Origin of the sequence: Pseudomonas agarici (genome assembly GCF_001543125.1) — a bacterium.
GTDB classification, from domain to species: Bacteria; Pseudomonadota; Gammaproteobacteria; order Pseudomonadales; family Pseudomonadaceae; genus Aquipseudomonas; species Aquipseudomonas agarici.
On sequence record NZ_CP014135.1, the window covers coordinates 4,941,899 to 4,957,133 of the forward strand.

At 59.3% G+C, this 15,235-nt stretch carries 14 protein-coding genes and 1 tRNA gene; 6 read left to right on the forward strand and 9 right to left on the reverse strand.

Features of this window, described 5'->3' with window-relative positions:
- The first annotated feature begins 101 nt into the window (after positions 1-101).
- On the forward strand, positions 102-1,136 hold the full coding sequence (locus AWM79_RS21615) for an Ldh family oxidoreductase (protein WP_017134016.1): 1,035 nt from the start codon (positions 102-104) through the stop codon (positions 1,134-1,136).
- Here AWM79_RS21615 and AWM79_RS21620 read toward each other — a convergent pair.
- The 3 genes from AWM79_RS21620 to AWM79_RS21630 all read right to left on the reverse strand — a co-directional run bounded on the left by AWM79_RS21620 (position 1,133) and on the right by AWM79_RS21630 (position 6,772).
- On the reverse strand, positions 1,133-2,044 hold the full coding sequence (locus AWM79_RS21620) for a hypothetical protein (protein WP_026013405.1): 912 nt from the start codon (positions 2,042-2,044) through the stop codon (positions 1,133-1,135). The two genes, AWM79_RS21615 and AWM79_RS21620, sit on opposite strands and share 4 nt — an antisense overlap.
- The gene (locus AWM79_RS21625; protein WP_060783751.1) at positions 2,041-6,291 is read right to left on the reverse strand and encodes a dermonecrotic toxin domain-containing protein; all 4,251 of its coding nucleotides are present in this window, start codon (positions 6,289-6,291) and stop codon (positions 2,041-2,043) included. Before AWM79_RS21625 ends, AWM79_RS21620 begins: the two co-directional genes overlap by 4 nt.
- A 160-nt stretch (positions 6,292-6,451) precedes the next feature.
- The gene (locus AWM79_RS21630; RefSeq protein WP_017134017.1) at positions 6,452-6,772 is read right to left on the reverse strand and encodes an ElaB/YgaM/YqjD family protein; all 321 of its coding nucleotides are present in this window, start codon (positions 6,770-6,772) and stop codon (positions 6,452-6,454) included.
- A 173-nt stretch (positions 6,773-6,945) separates the two neighbouring features.
- Between AWM79_RS21630 and AWM79_RS21635 the strand changes: the two genes are divergently transcribed.
- Complete coding sequence (locus AWM79_RS21635) at positions 6,946-7,200, forward strand: hypothetical protein (protein WP_017134018.1); 255 nt, start codon at positions 6,946-6,948, stop codon at positions 7,198-7,200.
- Between the two features lie 4 nt (positions 7,201-7,204).
- Here AWM79_RS21635 and AWM79_RS21640 read toward each other — a convergent pair whose 3' ends face one another.
- Together AWM79_RS21640 and AWM79_RS21645 are read right to left on the reverse strand one after the other, a co-directional pair.
- Positions 7,205-7,687, reverse strand: coding sequence for a GreA/GreB family elongation factor (locus tag AWM79_RS21640; protein WP_026013407.1), 483 nt, complete (start codon positions 7,685-7,687; stop codon positions 7,205-7,207).
- A gap of 14 nt (positions 7,688-7,701) precedes the next feature.
- Complete coding sequence (locus tag AWM79_RS21645) at positions 7,702-8,109, reverse strand: hypothetical protein (protein WP_017134020.1); 408 nt, start codon at positions 8,107-8,109, stop codon at positions 7,702-7,704.
- Between the two features lie 124 nt (positions 8,110-8,233).
- Between AWM79_RS21645 and earP the strand changes: the two genes are divergently transcribed.
- The 3 genes from earP to cfa all read left to right on the forward strand — a co-directional run bounded on the left by earP (position 8,234) and on the right by cfa (position 11,576).
- Positions 8,234-9,367, forward strand: a complete 1,134-nt coding sequence (earP, locus tag AWM79_RS21650) for an elongation factor P maturation arginine rhamnosyltransferase EarP (protein WP_017134021.1) — start codon at positions 8,234-8,236, stop codon at positions 9,365-9,367.
- Between the two features lie 48 nt (positions 9,368-9,415).
- Positions 9,416-9,985, forward strand: coding sequence for an elongation factor P (locus tag AWM79_RS21655; RefSeq protein ID WP_017134022.1), 570 nt, complete (start codon positions 9,416-9,418; stop codon positions 9,983-9,985).
- 403 nt (positions 9,986-10,388) lie between these two features.
- A complete protein-coding gene (gene cfa, locus AWM79_RS21660; RefSeq protein WP_074862072.1) occupies positions 10,389-11,576 on the forward strand; it encodes a cyclopropane fatty acyl phospholipid synthase in 1,188 nt (395 codons plus the stop codon).
- A gap of 60 nt (positions 11,577-11,636) precedes the next feature.
- On the opposite strand, the gene AWM79_RS21665 is transcribed toward cfa, so the two are convergent.
- From AWM79_RS21665 to AWM79_RS21680, 4 genes are read right to left on the reverse strand one after another with little or no spacing between them, the layout of a single operon-like run.
- Positions 11,637-12,470, reverse strand: a complete 834-nt coding sequence (locus AWM79_RS21665; RefSeq protein WP_017134024.1) for a GGDEF domain-containing protein — start codon at positions 12,468-12,470, stop codon at positions 11,637-11,639.
- 22 nt (positions 12,471-12,492) lie between these two features.
- Complete coding sequence (locus AWM79_RS21670; RefSeq protein WP_017134025.1) at positions 12,493-12,882, reverse strand: DUF1987 domain-containing protein; 390 nt, start codon at positions 12,880-12,882, stop codon at positions 12,493-12,495.
- 20 nt (positions 12,883-12,902) lie between these two features.
- Complete coding sequence (locus AWM79_RS21675) at positions 12,903-13,472, reverse strand: SiaB family protein kinase (RefSeq protein ID WP_017134026.1); 570 nt, start codon at positions 13,470-13,472, stop codon at positions 12,903-12,905.
- Positions 13,469-14,689, reverse strand: coding sequence for a SpoIIE family protein phosphatase (locus tag AWM79_RS21680; RefSeq protein WP_026013410.1), 1,221 nt, complete (start codon positions 14,687-14,689; stop codon positions 13,469-13,471). The genes AWM79_RS21675 and AWM79_RS21680 overlap by 4 nt, the downstream gene beginning before the upstream one ends.
- Positions 14,690-15,080: 391 nt before the next feature.
- Between AWM79_RS21680 and AWM79_RS21685 the strand changes: the two genes are divergently transcribed.
- Positions 15,081-15,156, forward strand: a tRNA-Asn gene (locus AWM79_RS21685).
- Positions 15,157-15,235 lie beyond the last annotated feature (79 nt).

The window sequence follows — 15,235 nt, forward strand, 5'->3', positions numbered from 1 at the left end:
ATTTGACAGTTGCCCGATGGTCACCCGATAGTGCCAGCATCTGCCCAGGTAGTGCCTTTCTCTTGTTCTTCCAATAACACTCAGCGGAATCGGAGTTTCGGATGTCTGCACCTCGCGATACGACTACCCAACACATTGCCTATGGTGACCTGATTGCGCTTTTGCAGCAGGTTTTCCAGCGTCATGGCACTTCTCTGGAAGTGGCGCGGGTGCTGGCCGAGAACTGCGCCAGTGCCGAGCGCGATGGTGCCCATAGCCATGGTATCTTTCGTATGCCGGGGTATGTCTCGACACTGGCCAGTGGTTGGGTCGATGGTCGGGCGGTGCCGGTGGTCGAGGATGTAGCGTTGGGATTCGTGCGGGTCGATGCGGTCAACGGTTTTGCCCAGCCGGCTTTGGCCGCAGCCCGCCCCATGTTGCTGGAGAAGGTCCGTAGTGCGGGTATTGCAGTCCTGGCGATCCGCAACTCCCACCACTTTGCGGCGCTCTGGCCGGATGTCGAGCCATTTGCCTATGAAGGACTGGTGGCGTTGAGCATGGTCAATTCGATGACTTGCGTGGTTCCCCATGGCGCCGAGCGGCCGCTGTTCGGGACCAACCCGATTGCGTTCGCCGCGCCACGGGCCGGCAGCGATCCGATTGTCTTCGATCTCGCGACCAGCGCCATGGCCCATGGCGATGTGCAGATCGCGGCGCGCCAGGGCGAGCGTTTGCCAGACGGCATCGGTGTGAATCGTGACGGTCAACCGACCTGTGATCCCAACGCGATCCTCGACGGCGGCGCGCTGCTGCCGTTTGGCGGTCACAAGGGCTCGGCACTGTCGATGATGGTTGAGTTGCTGGCAGCGGCCCTCACCGGTGGCAATTTCTCCTTCGAGTTCGATTGGTCGCGGCACCCCGGCGCCAAGACCCCCTGGACCGGGCAGTTGATCATTGTCATCGATCCCGCAAAGTCGGCCGGGCACGATTTCGCCGAGCGCAGCCAGACGCTGGTCAACCAGATGCGCGGCGCCGGCCTGCAACGCCTGCCGGGTGAGCGGCGCCACCGCCGACGTGCCGAATCGCTGCGCGATGGTATCGCCCTGGCCGAGAGCGACCTGCGACAGCTACGTGCGCTTGCCGCGCAATCGACCTAATGCAAGGGATTAAACTCGGCTGGCCTGCCCAGGTGGGCGATCAGTAGGGTAAGGGAGTCCGCGTTGCTCAGGATCACGTCGACTCGCTTGTTCTCATCGGAATAAAACACCCGGCGGGCGTCGTCCAGATCCCGGGTTCCGGTCATTTGCAGTATTCGCTGCAAGGGCTTTCCGACGAAGTCGTGCCAGTTCAGGTCGTAATCGTCGATCCTCCTGAACAGTTCATTGGCAGGGGTGGTGCTCGATAATGCATTTTTCTGGAGTTGCTCGAGTCCCCGGTAGCGATACTTGCCTCCCGGTGTGACGGTCTCCAGTAGGTCCAGGAAGGGGTGGCTCGCATTCAGGTAGGCGAGATCGAGTGTATCGAGCACGAGATGGCTGATTTCATGCAGCAGGACGCTCGCCATATTGTGTCCCAGCATGTCGAAGGTCCTGGGCCGGATCGGCAGATACTTATTGAAGCCGGGATCGAAGAAAGCCTCGGTCAGATAGATTCTCCTGACCGGCTCATTGAGCACTATAAAGGCCTGAATACCGTGCTGCGGGTGGACGGCCGAGCCCACGACGTAGCGCGGCGAGGTTTCGGGGTCGAGCGAGGGGTCGAGCAGTTCTTCGAGCAGTTGGCGCGTCAGGACCCGAATTTTTTCCAGGGTGACGGCACTCACCGGAGAGGTGTCGAAGAACTGCTCGACAAAAAGACGACGCCTGCTATCAAGGCGCGAGTCTGAAAAGAGCCGATCCAAGTTTAAGAGGGTTGCGGTGGTGTAGCTTCGCGCCAGATCGTGACCACGCCGAATCTGACGGGCCTTGATGGGGCTGACCCGGCGGATACTAGGCATTCCGCTCGCCTGGACGCGGATTTCGTTCTTGAAGACGTTGGGATTAAAGCAATAGTCGAACAGTTTCATTGAAAGGGTCCTTCGATGCAGCGTTCTTTCAGGTCGAACGACCAGCGTTTGTCCACGTCTTGTTTCAGCCATGGCCCCAGGGCCTGGTCCTTGACGATGCGCCAGCCTCGCTGGTCTTGCTGTACCTGGAACACTCTTCCACCGACAGCGACGAATACCCGCTGCGTCGTCGCATCGCGGTACAGCCCGGTGACCTGATCCAGAGTCATATCCTGCAACGAAACCTCATGGGCTTCGTGATCCAGGATCTTGCGCTTTTGTCCAGGCGTCAGTCCGCTGTCTTGCCAGGGCGACTCGGGAAAGGGGGACTCGACGACCTGTGCGGTGTTCGCCGGGGTGAGGCTGGCGATGTCCGGCCCACCCCATCCCTTGCGCGCCACGGCCAGTTGCGCCAGGCTGACGACGAACTCTTCGATCGCCTCGCTCCAGCGGCCCTGCCAGAGCTTGTCCGCGGCATCCTTGAGCTGTGGCAGCGTTTGCCAGATGACCAGTGGCAAGCGCAACCTGCCCAGCAGGTAGCTTTCTCCCTGGTAAAGACCGCTCTCAAGCCAAGACAGCGCGTTGCGCCAGGTCAGGTGTTGGTCCTGCACGCCCTGTTGATCGAGCATGCCCTTCGGGAGCGCGACGGCGTCCTGGTAGAGTCGATGCAAGAGATTGCCCCGCAAGGGGTGGTTGCTGATCGCCACGATAGCCCGCTGCGCCGCGAACACCTGCTGCGCATAATGTGCGCGCTTGTGGTGGGCGAGCCTTTCGAGTACCCGTTGTTGCAGGTCGCTGGAGGTATTGAGGTCGAGGATAAAGGCAGCCTGATCGGCATATTCCTTGAAAACCGGCGAGCTGCCTTGAGGGATGAAGAGGATTTGTGGACCCGGCTCGTCGGGGCTCGGTCCGATCAGATAGAAGCCCGCCACAGGGTCGACGCTCGCGTCCGCGTTCGCACTACTGATCAGTTCCAGCGGACGAAGCTCGATCTTGCGTCCGTTCAAGGGCTCCCTGGCCATACCATCCGGCATTGCCAGCAGATGCTTGATAAAACCGTGGGCGACGGCGGATAGGGTATTGCCAATCACCTGGGTGAAGGCGTGCATCAGTCCCTGCCAGTAGAAGTGCCTGCCAAAAGCCGGTCGGCGCTGGGTCATGGCGTCTTTGCCGCCGGTCAGGAACGAATCGAGTATTTTGGCGAAGTGATTGCCAATAGCGGTCTCTTTTACCAGGGTCTTCAGGCGATCGACTGTCAGTCCACTAGGCAGTACGCCCTCCAGCGAGCGAATCATCAACGAACTGCTGTCGATATCGTCAAAGTGTCGCAGGGCGAAGTCGGTCAGTGACTCCAGGGTGGTGACATTACGCAATCTCAGCGAGATGCTAATGGTGTCGGGATCGAGTCGGGCTGTCGGAAAATCCCGCGAGAGCAGGCTCATGACCTTGGTCCTGGCGTTGTCGCGGATATCGGGAAGGCCCTGGTGATAGTCATCTGTCGTGGCGGCGTGTTGGCGGTAGCGGTCGAGCAGGCTCGCCAGGGCGAACTGGCGACGGCCCGTGGTGCCAGCCAACCAGGGCGGCAGAGCCAGATGCAGGGCGGCGTTTTCCGCGGCCAGGATGGCTCTCTCAAGAGGGGCTATCGTCGAGTGGGCCTCCAGACAGGACTGCAGGTAGCGATGGAGATTTTTTCCCGAGTATGGGGACGCTAGCGCATGGCTCAGATCACCTAATGCCTTGTCGATCAGTGAGTGTTGACGGTCACCCCGAAAACCGCTCTGAATGAGCTCAAACTCCACGGTCGGGTAGGGGCGATGATTCTCGTTCTGATTTTGCGCGGGTAAATTCGAGGGTCGTTCGCTGCGAGCGATATTATCCAGCAGCGCCAGGCGCTCCACGGGGCTGTGCAAACGCCGATGGAGTTCAACTTTGGCGTCATGAAACGAGGGGAAGGTTTCCGCGCCCTGAAACGGCGTCCATAGCAACGTGGCCCCGGAGTGCTCGGCGCTCAGGCCACCTCGCTCGGTCAGCAGGAAGCAGTTGTGCAGCCTGATCGGAACTGCCGTCGCATCAGTCTTGAGGGTCAGCGCAAAAGCATCTGGAATGAAGCCGCGCAAGCCGTTGCGCAGATTTCTTTGATGGCTGTCGAGAACGCAATTGAGCACTTCCAGATCGGTTTTGCCCAAGCTGCCTTGCAGCGCTTTGAGCTGCGCTTCGCGCCGCAGTCCGAACGTCACGGCCTCGTCCAGGGGAGCGGACAGCTCGCCATACACAGAGCGTTGCTGGCGCAGGTAGTGCCCGTGGAAGTCTGGCAATACTTTCTCGATGATCCTATTCAACCCGGCGATGTCCAGGCTAGCGATGCGTGCCCAGCTACCCTCGTCGGTCTTGCTGAACAGGCCGAGGTTTGTGGCTGGGGCGAGTGCCTGCGCACGCTTCGCCAGGCGCTCGAGGAAATGCTCCACGACGCTCAGCGAACTTTCAGGTGTCAACGGTGTATCCCCGAGGTTGGGAAGCGCGGACGCATAGCGGTTGATGTAGAGGTTGGCGCAGGACACGAGGGGCAGGTGGGCTCGGTTCAATTCCCAGGACAGTTCGTTCTGCACGAAGGCGCTGAGTGTCAGGCGTTTTTTTAAACCACGGGCAAGGGTGGATTTGAGCTCGTTGAGGCTTCGTAACTGGTATTTCACGGTGTCCAGTGTGGGCGAGAGGCCCTGATGCAGGTCGGGAAACGCCGGTGCTTCGCGGACAACCAGGTCCAGTCGATGGCTCCATCGGCCCTGGTCGTCGAGTGAGAGCAAGCCCGGATCGATCAAGGCGCGAATATCGAGTGCATTCTCGAACGCCGCGCCGAGCGCCAACGCGCCGTTGCTCGCGCGATAGCGTGCCAGCACGTACTCGACGTTATCGCGTTGCTTGACGAGTATGTCATCGAACAGCTTCTCGAAGACTGATGAGGGACCCGGTATCAACGTGATGCGGGTGATCTGCGAGGACTTCAACGTGGCGCGCTCGTGCAGCGACAGGCTGTGCCACAGCTCATCGTCCCGGTCCGAGCTGTGAAGTTGTGTCTTGGCCCAATCGAGCAGCGAGGCCTCGCTTTCGAATGTCCGCAGTCGCGTGGCGCAGTAGAGGAAGAACGAGGTGTCATGCTCGTTGCGCATGACCAAGGCGCTGGGGTGTACCGTCGCGCCTCGACTCGTTTCGACGGCCAGGCTATGGAGTACGGTTTGATGCAGCTTCGAGTCATCCCGTGGGTAGAGGCTGCACAGCCATTCGAATTGCTGCGGGGTAATGACGTTCCAGTCCAGTTCCTGCTTGAGCAACTCAGCCCTGAAGCGCGTGCCCAGTACCTCGATGAAAAACTCCCGACGTGTCTGTCCGTTGTCGACGGCGTCGTTCCAGAAGGCTTGCAGCGTGCTGCTCAGGTGATTGTTCAAGTCATTGGAAGCATGCTCGATGGCATTTTCCCAGATCAGCTTGTCCTCGGCCGAGGACGCATAGCCGGGGGCGATGAACTCTCTCGACTGCCCGGCTACCCAGCCGCCCCGGTTGTAGTGTTCCAGCAGGGCGTCACTCAACAACAGGGTCGAGACCGGATTGAGCGGGAGTGGCGCGCCCGTCTCGTGCAGTGAAGAGGGCACATGATTGATCACCGTAAGGGCATTGAGGTTGACGTGGCTCATCTGCGTGCCCAATTGGTTCCTGAGCAGTTGGCCGAGCAGCAGAGTGAGGCTGGGTAGCTTGAGCAACTCGTCATTGAGGCTCGCCAGGTTGTGATCCAGGCTTCTTTCGATCGACTGGCGACGATCATCCAGCACTGCGCCCTGTAGGGGGTCCGAGGACAAGAGCGGCGATTGGGCCTGCTGGATGAGCGACTTGATCTTGAGTGCGACGAAGAACAGCAGTTCATCGCGTTGCGCGGCAACGCCCAAACGTTTGAGCAACAGGGCGGCCGCCTGCCCGGGTGTATCGAATCGCTCCAGGCCTGAAGCGGGGGTATACAGAAAGGCCGGGTGACGGCGATTGCCGCTGACCAGAAAGGCTCCGGCCAGGTCGACCGGGGGGATGTCTGGCACCAGCAGCCAGAGCCTGTCGACGGACATTGGCGGGTCGAGTGCCTGGCGGGCCTCCTGGTTGGAAAGAAACAGATTTCTCAGCCAGTTGCGATCAGTGGTCTCGATGCCCAGTTTTTTTTCCAGCTCGCTGGGCGTGTCACGCAGTTCCAAAGCCTGGGACAAATAATAGATGGAAGAGGTATCGGACATGTTCTGTGCCTTCATTCGTGAAAACGATGGGCGAGTCTCGCCGGAGCGAGACAGCGCCCGTGAAGAACACAGAGGTTAGGGGCCGGGTAGGCTGTGCGGTGTTAGATAGTGCTGGGCGCGTGCACGCCGTGGATGGCGAGGGCCAAACCGCACCAGCGGATCAAGAGCGTCGCCCCAGCAGCAGGCCGATCACCAGACCGAAGCCGGCGCTAATCGCCACGGTCTGCCACGGATGGCCGCCGATATAGGTTTCGGTCGCTTCGACCACGGGCCGGGTGTTCTCGCGCACATGACTCACCGAGCCCAGGGCCTGCTTGAGTTTCTGGCTGACCTGGGCGCGCAGGCTCTCGCCTTCCTCGCCAACCAGGGATGCGCTGTCCTTCAACAGTTTTTCCGAGTCCTGGATCAGTGCCTGCAACTCGCTGAAGGCTTGGTCCTTGATCTGGTCTTCGGCGGTTTGTGTGGCGGATTTACGGGCCATGGCGATATTCCTTGCAAGTGAATGATGCTCTGCATGATGGGAGTCGGTCGGATCGGGGAAAGTTGCAAAATTCTCGCGCCGGGCATCTCGGTGATCCGAAATTGACTGACAGAATTAACCACACAGGCCACTGGGTGTAAGATAGAGCCCTATTCGTACCGCAGGATTTTTCAATGAGCTTCAATCTGGCTAATAAGCCCATGGTCGAACGTGCCGCCATCGAGGATGAGAAATCCCGCTTGTTCGACCTCTGGCAAAGCAATCTGGGCAAGGCCAAGGGCGAGGCCGCACGCCTGTTTGGCGAGCGCGCCAAGCGCAAGGGTAAGTGGGCGGAGTGGGTACGCGCGGAACTCGACACCCTGTCGCCGCCGGAATACACCAGCATGGTGCGCAGCGAGGTCAACCGGTTGATGGCGACTACCAAGTAAGGCGTTAGCTGGCTTCGGTCACGGTGTAGGTCTGGAGGACCGCACCGACGCTGATCGATACCTCGTCACCGTTGAACTTGCCCAGCAGGGCCTGGCCCAGCGGTGAGCGCGGGCTGATCACGGTGATCGTGCGCCCCTCCCAGTCGATCCTCAGGCCAGCGGCATCCGGGGCCAGGAACAACAGTTGCTCACTGCCGCTCTCGGCCGCGAGGCTCAGCAGGGCGCCAAGCTGGATACCTGCCTTTTCGTCGTAGGGGCGCAGCGTCAGCTCTTGGCACTGCTTGAGGGCCTGGCGGATCTCCTTGACACGCCGGGCCTGGCCGGTCGCCAGGTACGAGGCTTCCAAACCCCGTGTGTCGTACTTGTTTTCGGCGATGTTTTCTTTGTCGGTCGCGGCTTCGTAAGCGGTTTGCGCCGCCCGTTGCAGGACATCGAGATCGACCGTCAGGGTGCTGATGATCCGCTGGTGCAGCGCCCGCTTGTCCAGGTTATGCAGGCGGCTCAATTGCACAACTGCAGCACGTTGGCTCGGCTCTTGTCGCTGGGCGCGGTCTGGTCTTGCTGCAACCAGAACTGACACTTCGGATTGGACAAGTTGCGATAGCTGTTGCGAGCCTGGTCCAGACGCTGTTGTTCTTCGTTCTTGCGCAGGTTTTCGGTGTATTGCTCGAACATCTGTGTCGAGTCGCCAGGGGCTTGTGGCGCGACAAGCGGGGAGGGCTGGCTGATTTGCCGGACGCCCTCGGCGACGGATGCCAGCGGCTGGGCCACGAAGAACCGGGCGACCAGCCAGGCGCTGAGGGCCAGTGCGAGGACGCCGAGCCAGATGCCCAGCGCGATGCTGGCAGTCAACTGCAGCGGATTGAGCGTGACAGGCAAGCGGCGATGCGGTTGTGGGCGATCAGGCATGGCAGCCTCCGGCGGGCGATTCTTTGCGGGATGCCATTGTCGCATGAAGATTAATCGACGTCGGCTCTTCTGCGCAGGGGGATTTATGCGGACAATCGACAGCTTTGCCAAACGGAGCCCGTGCATGGCGGCCAACTGGGATATTTTCTGCACCGTCGTCGACAACTATGGCGATATCGGCGTGACCTGGCGCCTGGCCCGGCAACTGGTAGCCGAACATGGGTTGACCGTGCGCCTGTGGGTAGACGATCTGCGGGCCTTCGAGCGGCTTTGTCCGGAGGTCGACACCGCGCGCGCGCAGCAGGTCCTTGAGGGCGTCGAGGTGCGTCGCTGGTCGAACCCATGGCCGCCAGCGAAGGCGGCGGATGTGGTGATCGGAGCTTTTGCCTGCCAGTTGCCTCACGACTATATGGAAGCGATGGCCCGGCGCGAGACCCCGCCGTTGTGGCTCAACCTGGATTACCTGAGCGCCGAGGACTGGATTGTCGGCTGCCACGGCCTGCCATCGGTCAAGTACCAACAAGTGCAGAAGTTTTTCTTCTTCCCGGGATTTCAGCCAGGGACCGGCGGATTGCTTCGTGAGGCGGGGTTGTTGGAGCAACGCCGGATTTTCCAGGCCGATCCCACGGTACGCCGGGAGTTCCTGCGCGGTTTGGGGGTCGATCCGACGGACGGTGAACGGTTGATCTCCCTGTTCGCCTACGAGAACGCGAGCGTGGCCAGTTGGCTCCAAGCCCTGGCGGCCGATAGCCGCCCGACTCGACTATTAGTACCCGAAGGTCGGGTGCTGGCGGATGTCCAGCGTTGGCTGGGATGCGCGCAACTGCGGGTCGGAGCGGTCGAGACCCGCGCAGCCTTGACGGTGCAGGTACTGCCGTTTGTCCCCCAACAGGCTTATGACCGCCTGCTCTGGAGCTGCGATTTCAACGCAGTGCGTGGCGAAGATTCGTTTATCCGTGCGCAATGGGCCGGTCGGCCACTACTCTGGCATATCTACCGGCAGGAGGGCGATATCCATCTGGACAAGTTGGAAGCGTTTCTGGCGTTGTACACTCGAGGTCTATCCGAGCCGGCCCTGGCTGCTTTCAGCGATTGGTGGCAGGCGTGGAACAGTGGAAACGACCTGAGCCAAAGCTGGTCGGCGGTGCTGCGCAACGAGCGTGAACTGACGGAGCACGCCGAACACTGGTGTTTGGAACAGGCTTCTCAAGCTGATCTTGCCACGGCACTGGTAGAGTTTAATAGAAAATGGATATGATACGCGGCCTAGATTTTTGTACATCCCATCCAAATTCGGATATTCGCAATGAAAACTGGTAAAGAACTGAAACCCGGTACCGTGATCCGTATCGATAACGATCCTTGGCTGGTTCAGAAAGCTGAGTTCACCAAGTCCGGTCGTAACAGCGCGATCATGAAGACCAAGCTGAAAAACCTGCTGACCGGTTATAAGACCGAAACCGTTTACGGTGCGGACGACAAACTGGACGACGTGATCCTGGATCGCAAAGAAGCCACCCTGTCCTTTATCAGCGGTGACTCCTATACGTTCATGGACACCACCGATTACACCATGTACGAGTTGAACGCCGAAGACATCGAGTCGGTTCTGCCGTTCGTGGAAGAAGGCATGACCGACGTCTGCGAAGCCGTCTTCTTCGAGGGTCGTCTGGTTTCCGTGGAACTGCCGACCACCATCGTGCGTCAAATTGACTACACCGAAGGTTCCGCTCGCGGTGACACTTCCGGCAAGGTGATGAAGCCGGCCAAACTGAAGAACGGCACTGAGCTGTCGGTAGCTGACTTTATCGAAATCGGCGACATGATCGAGATCGATACCCGTGAAGGCGGCTCCTACAAAGGCCGTGCTAAATAAGCACGGTTGTTGCCGCACGAACAAGAGGCCCGGATATTCCCTGCAATGCTGTTCACCTAAGTGGATCAGCCTGGGGACTCACCTGATACCGGGCCTTTGAAATCTTCACCGCCCTGGTGACCTGGCTCAAGTTCGGATGCTACCAGTTCATCGTCATAGCCCACTATGGCGAGGAACGGCTACGCAGGCCGAGGGCTTGTAGAGCCGAGATTGATTAGCCAGGTTGTGTTGCAAATTATTACAAAATCTGCAAAGCACTTTTATCAAATCCTGATTTGTCTTGTTCCGAAGCCTCGACTTAAGCTCTGTCAAGCTTCGAAAGTCAACCTTGAGCGTCTGCGTCGATGGTTTGAACAATGGCCTCGCTGTCCACTTCAGTGCAAGCAAGAAGTAAGGATTCAGGATGCAGTCAAAGTGTGAAGATTCATTAGCCAACCCTTCCTCCAGTACATCCAGTGTCTCCACCGAGAATACCTCTCACAGTAGCTCCCACCGGCTGGCCGAGAAGCTGTTGGGCAAAGCGGGCCTGTACCTAAATGGCAACGCGCCATGGGACATGCAGCTGAACAGGCCTGGAGTTCCCGAGCGAGCGTTGTCCGAAGGCAGTCTGGGCCTTGGCGAGGCCTACATGGACGGCGACTGGGACGCCGAGCAGCTAGACGAATTCTTTGCCCGCCTGATGCGTTCGGGCCTGGCCGACGGGATCAACCCTATGGCCATGCTGTTTCACGCCGCGCGGGCCAGGTTGCTCAATCTACAGAACCGCAAGCGTGCCTGGCAGGTCGGCGAGCAACATTATGACTTGGGCAGCGATTTCTACGCGAGCATGCTCGATCCGCGCATGACCTACACCTGCGGCTATTGGCGCGAGGCCAATGACCTGCTCGAAGCACAGAACGCCAAGCTCGATCTGGTCTGCCGCAAGTTGCGCCTGGAGCCGGGCATGCGGGTCCTGGATATCGGTTGTGGCTGGGGCAGCTTCATGTCCTATGCCGCGCAGAACTATGGTGTCGAATGTGTCGGAGTGACCATCTCCCGCGACCAGGCCGAGTGGGCACGTCAGCGTTATGTCGGACTGCCCCTGGAGTTCCGTCTGCAGGACTATCGTGATGTCGACGAGCAGTTCGATCACATCGTCAGTATTGGCATGTTCGAACATGTCGGGCGCAAGAATCATCGCATCTACATGGAAACCGCCGAGCGCTGCCTGAAGGATGAGGGACTGTTCCTGCTGCACACCATCGGCAAGAACCGCCGCCACTCCACTACCGATCGGTGGATTGACAAGTACATTTTCCCCAATGGCGACCTGCCTTCCATTGGCCAGATCGGCGATGCCGTCGACGGTCTGTTCGTGGTCGAGGACTTGCATAACTTCGGCGCCGACTACGACAAGACCCTGATGGCCTGGTGGGAGAATTTCGAAGCGGCCTGGCCGCGCTTCGCCGGGCAGATGGGTGAGCGTTTCTATCGCATGTGGCGCTATTACCTGCTGTCCTGCGCGGGGGCGTTCAGGGCTCGGGATATCCAGTTGTGGCAGTGGGTACTGTCAAAAAAGGGCGTGATGGGCGGCTACGAGCGGGTATCCTGAGGCGTTCGATGCCAAGTTCGCCGCGCGTGCCGTCAGCGGCTCCGGGCAGTCAATACGCTCTCAACCGCTCGACTCTCTGATCAGCGCAGGGAAAAGACGTTGCGGGTCGCCTTCTGCCATGGACTCCGTGGGGCAGACATCAGCGTCTGTCGGCGCCGCTTCGACGCGATTGCGGCCAGAGCGCTTGGCCCGGTACAACGCGGCATCCGCCCGACCATAGGCACTGTCGAAACGGGTGCCGATGGGGCTGGCGCTGACGCCGAAACTCGCGGTGATCCGCCGATTTACCGGCTGGCCAAAGACGTGTGAGGCAATCGTGTCACGCAGGCTCTCGGCGAGGTCCAGGCCCTCCTCGAGCGTTCCGGAGGGCAGCAACACGGTAAATTCCTCTCCGCCCACGCGACCAATGAATCCGCCGGTGCCGACAATCCGCCGCAGGCAACCGACGATGCCCTGAATCACCGCGTCGCCCGCGGGATGGCCGAACTCGTCGTTGACCTGCTTGAAGTGGTCGATATCCAGCACCACCATTACCGCTCCGGTTTTCTGCAAGGCCTGTACGGTTTGGTCGATAACCGCGCCACGGTTCAACACTCCGGTCAGTGCATCGTGGGTGGCGCGGTACTCGAGTTGCCGGGCGAGGGTCTGCAACTGGGTATTGAGCGTGTTCATTTCACGCTCGGCGCGATCGCTTCGTCGTATCAGGCGGCGAGTCTCGCGCATGAGCCGCTCGAAATGACCGGTCAGCTCGTCGAGTGCCTGGCGGTACATCGGTGCGTCAGCTTCAGTCAGGAACAGAGTGGAACGGGCGTGTTCAAGGGCGTCGGTTTCATCCTTGAACAGGTCCGGCACATGCTCATCCTGTGCGCCAGCGCAAGTGGCTGAAGCGGTCATGCTGATCATCCTTCTCGCAAAGTCATTGGAGAGTGGTTGCGTGGTCGTTGAAAATGATGGAGGTAAAGTCGGCCTTCAGCTCCTCGCCGAACTCGAAAATCGTTTCGTCTTCTTCGTCGTGATACCAGTTTACTTGCATCTCGTTACCCAATTGGGCGGCCTTGTCCAGTGCATCGAAGATACTGAACAGCATCTTGGTACTGGAGCTGTTGAAGTAGGCGAGCGCAATGTGGACGACGATAGTGGTGCCCTCGCGGGACCCGAGGTAGGTCCGCAGTTGCTGCAAGACCGGGGCGTAGAAGGCCGCGGCATTTTCCGGGTAGGACTCGCCTTTTATGGTCAGTAGGTTCTGATCGAAACGAAAGTGGATTTCCGGCGATGTGGCGGTTGCTGCGATGTAGACGTTATCCATGGTGATTGCAGCCCTCTGAATTAGATGGTGGCTTTAAGGCAGAACAAGGTAGTTTCCGGCTCGCCCGCCCTGGGCTGAAAATCGAACTCCAGTGGTGCGCAGGCGTCGCGTGCCATCGTCAGAAAACCCAGGCCTGCTCCCTTGCTCTGCACGGGAGTTTCCGCGCGCAGAGTGACTTTGTAAGCCTGTTTGATTTCTTCAAGCGACATGTTACGCAGCGGTTCCAGCTTTTCACGCAGACGGCCGACGTCCTGGGTGGCGATGGGGTTGGCACAGAGCATCAGGTGTCGATCACCTTCTGTACTGATGCATACCGCGCCCTGGCGTAGCGACGACTCTTCGCTACGCTCCATGGGCAGCGAGTCGGAGGAGTAGTGAATGATGTTTTGCGACAGCTCGACGAAGGAGGAAAACAATTTGCGTCGTGTCGGTCCGTTTACCCCCGAGATTTCCAACTGCAGCCGAACCACCTCGGCCATGGCCGTAATGATGGTGTGTGAGAAATAACCCATGTGATAGAAAATGACATTGCGCTGTTGGGCCAAATCGAAGAAATGGCAGTCGGGTTGGGCAACATTCGAATTGATCATGATTCGTTTCCAAGACGCGCACAGAAGAGGGTGAGATCATCACGCCGGGTTTGTTCGCCCTGCCAACTGGCCAGCGTGCTTTGCAGGGCTTCGCAGATGACGCTTGTCGCCTGATGGCGGTGTTGCAGTATCGTTTCGAATGTTTTGCTCTTGCCGAAGGCGATGTTACGCGGGCCGCCAATCTGGTCGGTCAGGCCATCGGTCGCGATGAACACCAGGCTCGCGGGTGTCAACACGACACGGCTCACCGGCCATTGATAGTCGATGGCGCTGTCCACATAACCGACGCCGACGCGCTGCCCCGCCAGGGTTTGCATCTGCTGGGCGTCGGGTGGCAGGACATGCAGCGACATACGCGCGCCAGCAAAGCTCAACGTCTGGCTGGCACTGTCGAACCAAAGGAAAGCGGCATCCAGGCCATCGTCGGACTCGGGTGTTTCGTTGCCGCTCTGGACCTGGCCCAGCAGTTCCTTGACTCTTCGGTTCACCGCCGACAGCAGCGCTCCGGGATCGCAGGGTCCAAGTTGAACCAGAGCCTGGGTCAGCGATGAGGAGGCAATCAGGGTCATGAAGGCACCGGGAACACCGTGACCGGTACAGTCGGCAATCGCCCCGAACCAGCCATTGGGGTAGGCGCAGAAATGATAGAAGTCGCCACCGACCACATCTCGCGGCTCCCACAACAGGACCGCGTCCTCCAAGGTCGACTTCAACATATCGCGCGAGGCCCGCAGCATCGAGCGCTGGATAACGCTCGCGTACTCGATACTCAGCATGATCTGGCGGTTTTTCTCGGCCTGCATGGCGGCGACCACGGCCATCAATTGCAAGCCATTGCCCAGCCCGGCGAACTGGCCGTCGCGGGTAATGATGAAACCGTCCGCGAGGGTCTTTTCACCAGACTCCACGGTCTTGAAGGTCAATTCCTCAATGCTCATACCGGCATCGACGATCAACGGTTCCTTATCCATGAAGGCAATGCAGCTTTTCTTGTCGTAGAGCTCACGGTGAAACGGCTTGCTCATCATCGACAGGAAAATGTTGCGGTTGATCAGGCCGATAGGCCGCTCATCTTCCAGCACCGCCAAGCAGACCATCTCCTTCTGTGAGCTGAAGGTTTCCATGACCAGGGCGTTGGTACTGCTCCAGTCGATAGCTGGCACTGGCGTGCAGAGATCGCCAGCGCAGCGGTGATCCTTGGGCGGTTGTGGACGCATGAAGGAGAAGGTTTCTGCGCGCATGCTGAGGCCGTCGGATAAAGTGAAGGCACAATGCTATCGTTGCTGTATGAACTTTATGTTACCGATCTTCGCTGGATGGCGCTGACGCCGGCAATTGGAGCAGGCGATCATGAAAGCCGTTAATCGACGCGCCAAGGGCTTGGCTCGTCCCGAGGCGCGGTTGTTACAGGAATCGCTGCCACCGTATCCTTTCAGAGGTCGATATGACGGGCTGGATCGTCAGTAACCGCGCCAACAGTGGCGACTCGCGTTATATCTTGGGCCACGCCACTTGCTGACTGGCCGGGCCCGGCAGATCCCGGAGGCTCCTGGACAGTCTGCTTGAGAGTATTGACTTCTCTTTTTATATCAGTAACATACGTCTTATTCCGCAATAGCTCAGTTGGTAGAGCAAATGACTGTTAATCATTGGGTCCCTGGTTCGAGTCCAGGTTGTGGAGCCAGATTAGATTTCAGAGAGCGTTTCAAAAATCTCTGGCCCCTCGAGAAACCCGCCTTTTCAGACTGTGTGAAAACACACTA

Excerpts from the sequence above, each read along its gene's own strand:
- AWM79_RS21615 (WP_017134016.1), top strand. The coding sequence starts at position 102 with ATGTCTGCACCTCGCGATACGACTACCCAACACATTGCCTATGGTGAC.
- AWM79_RS21620 (WP_026013405.1), bottom strand. The coding sequence starts at position 2,044 with ATGAAACTGTTCGACTATTGCTTTAATCCCAACGTCTTCAAGAACGAA.
- AWM79_RS21625 (WP_060783751.1), bottom strand. The coding sequence starts at position 6,291 with ATGTCCGATACCTCTTCCATCTATTATTTGTCCCAGGCTTTGGAACTG.
- AWM79_RS21630 (WP_017134017.1), bottom strand. The coding sequence starts at position 6,772 with ATGGCCCGTAAATCCGCCACACAAACCGCCGAAGACCAGATCAAGGAC.
- AWM79_RS21635 (WP_017134018.1), top strand. The coding sequence starts at position 6,946 with ATGAGCTTCAATCTGGCTAATAAGCCCATGGTCGAACGTGCCGCCATC.
- AWM79_RS21645 (WP_017134020.1), bottom strand. The coding sequence starts at position 8,109 with ATGCCTGATCGCCCACAACCGCATCGCCGCTTGCCTGTCACGCTCAAT.
- earP (WP_017134021.1), top strand. The coding sequence starts at position 8,234 with ATGGCGGCCAACTGGGATATTTTCTGCACCGTCGTCGACAACTATGGC.
- AWM79_RS21655 (WP_017134022.1), top strand. The coding sequence starts at position 9,416 with ATGAAAACTGGTAAAGAACTGAAACCCGGTACCGTGATCCGTATCGAT.
- cfa (WP_074862072.1), top strand. The coding sequence starts at position 10,389 with ATGCAGTCAAAGTGTGAAGATTCATTAGCCAACCCTTCCTCCAGTACA.
- AWM79_RS21665 (WP_017134024.1), bottom strand. The coding sequence starts at position 12,470 with ATGACCGCTTCAGCCACTTGCGCTGGCGCACAGGATGAGCATGTGCCG.
- AWM79_RS21670 (WP_017134025.1), bottom strand. The coding sequence starts at position 12,882 with ATGGATAACGTCTACATCGCAGCAACCGCCACATCGCCGGAAATCCAC.
- AWM79_RS21675 (WP_017134026.1), bottom strand. The coding sequence starts at position 13,472 with ATGATCAATTCGAATGTTGCCCAACCCGACTGCCATTTCTTCGATTTG.
- AWM79_RS21680 (WP_026013410.1), bottom strand. The coding sequence starts at position 14,689 with ATGCGTCCACAACCGCCCAAGGATCACCGCTGCGCTGGCGATCTCTGC.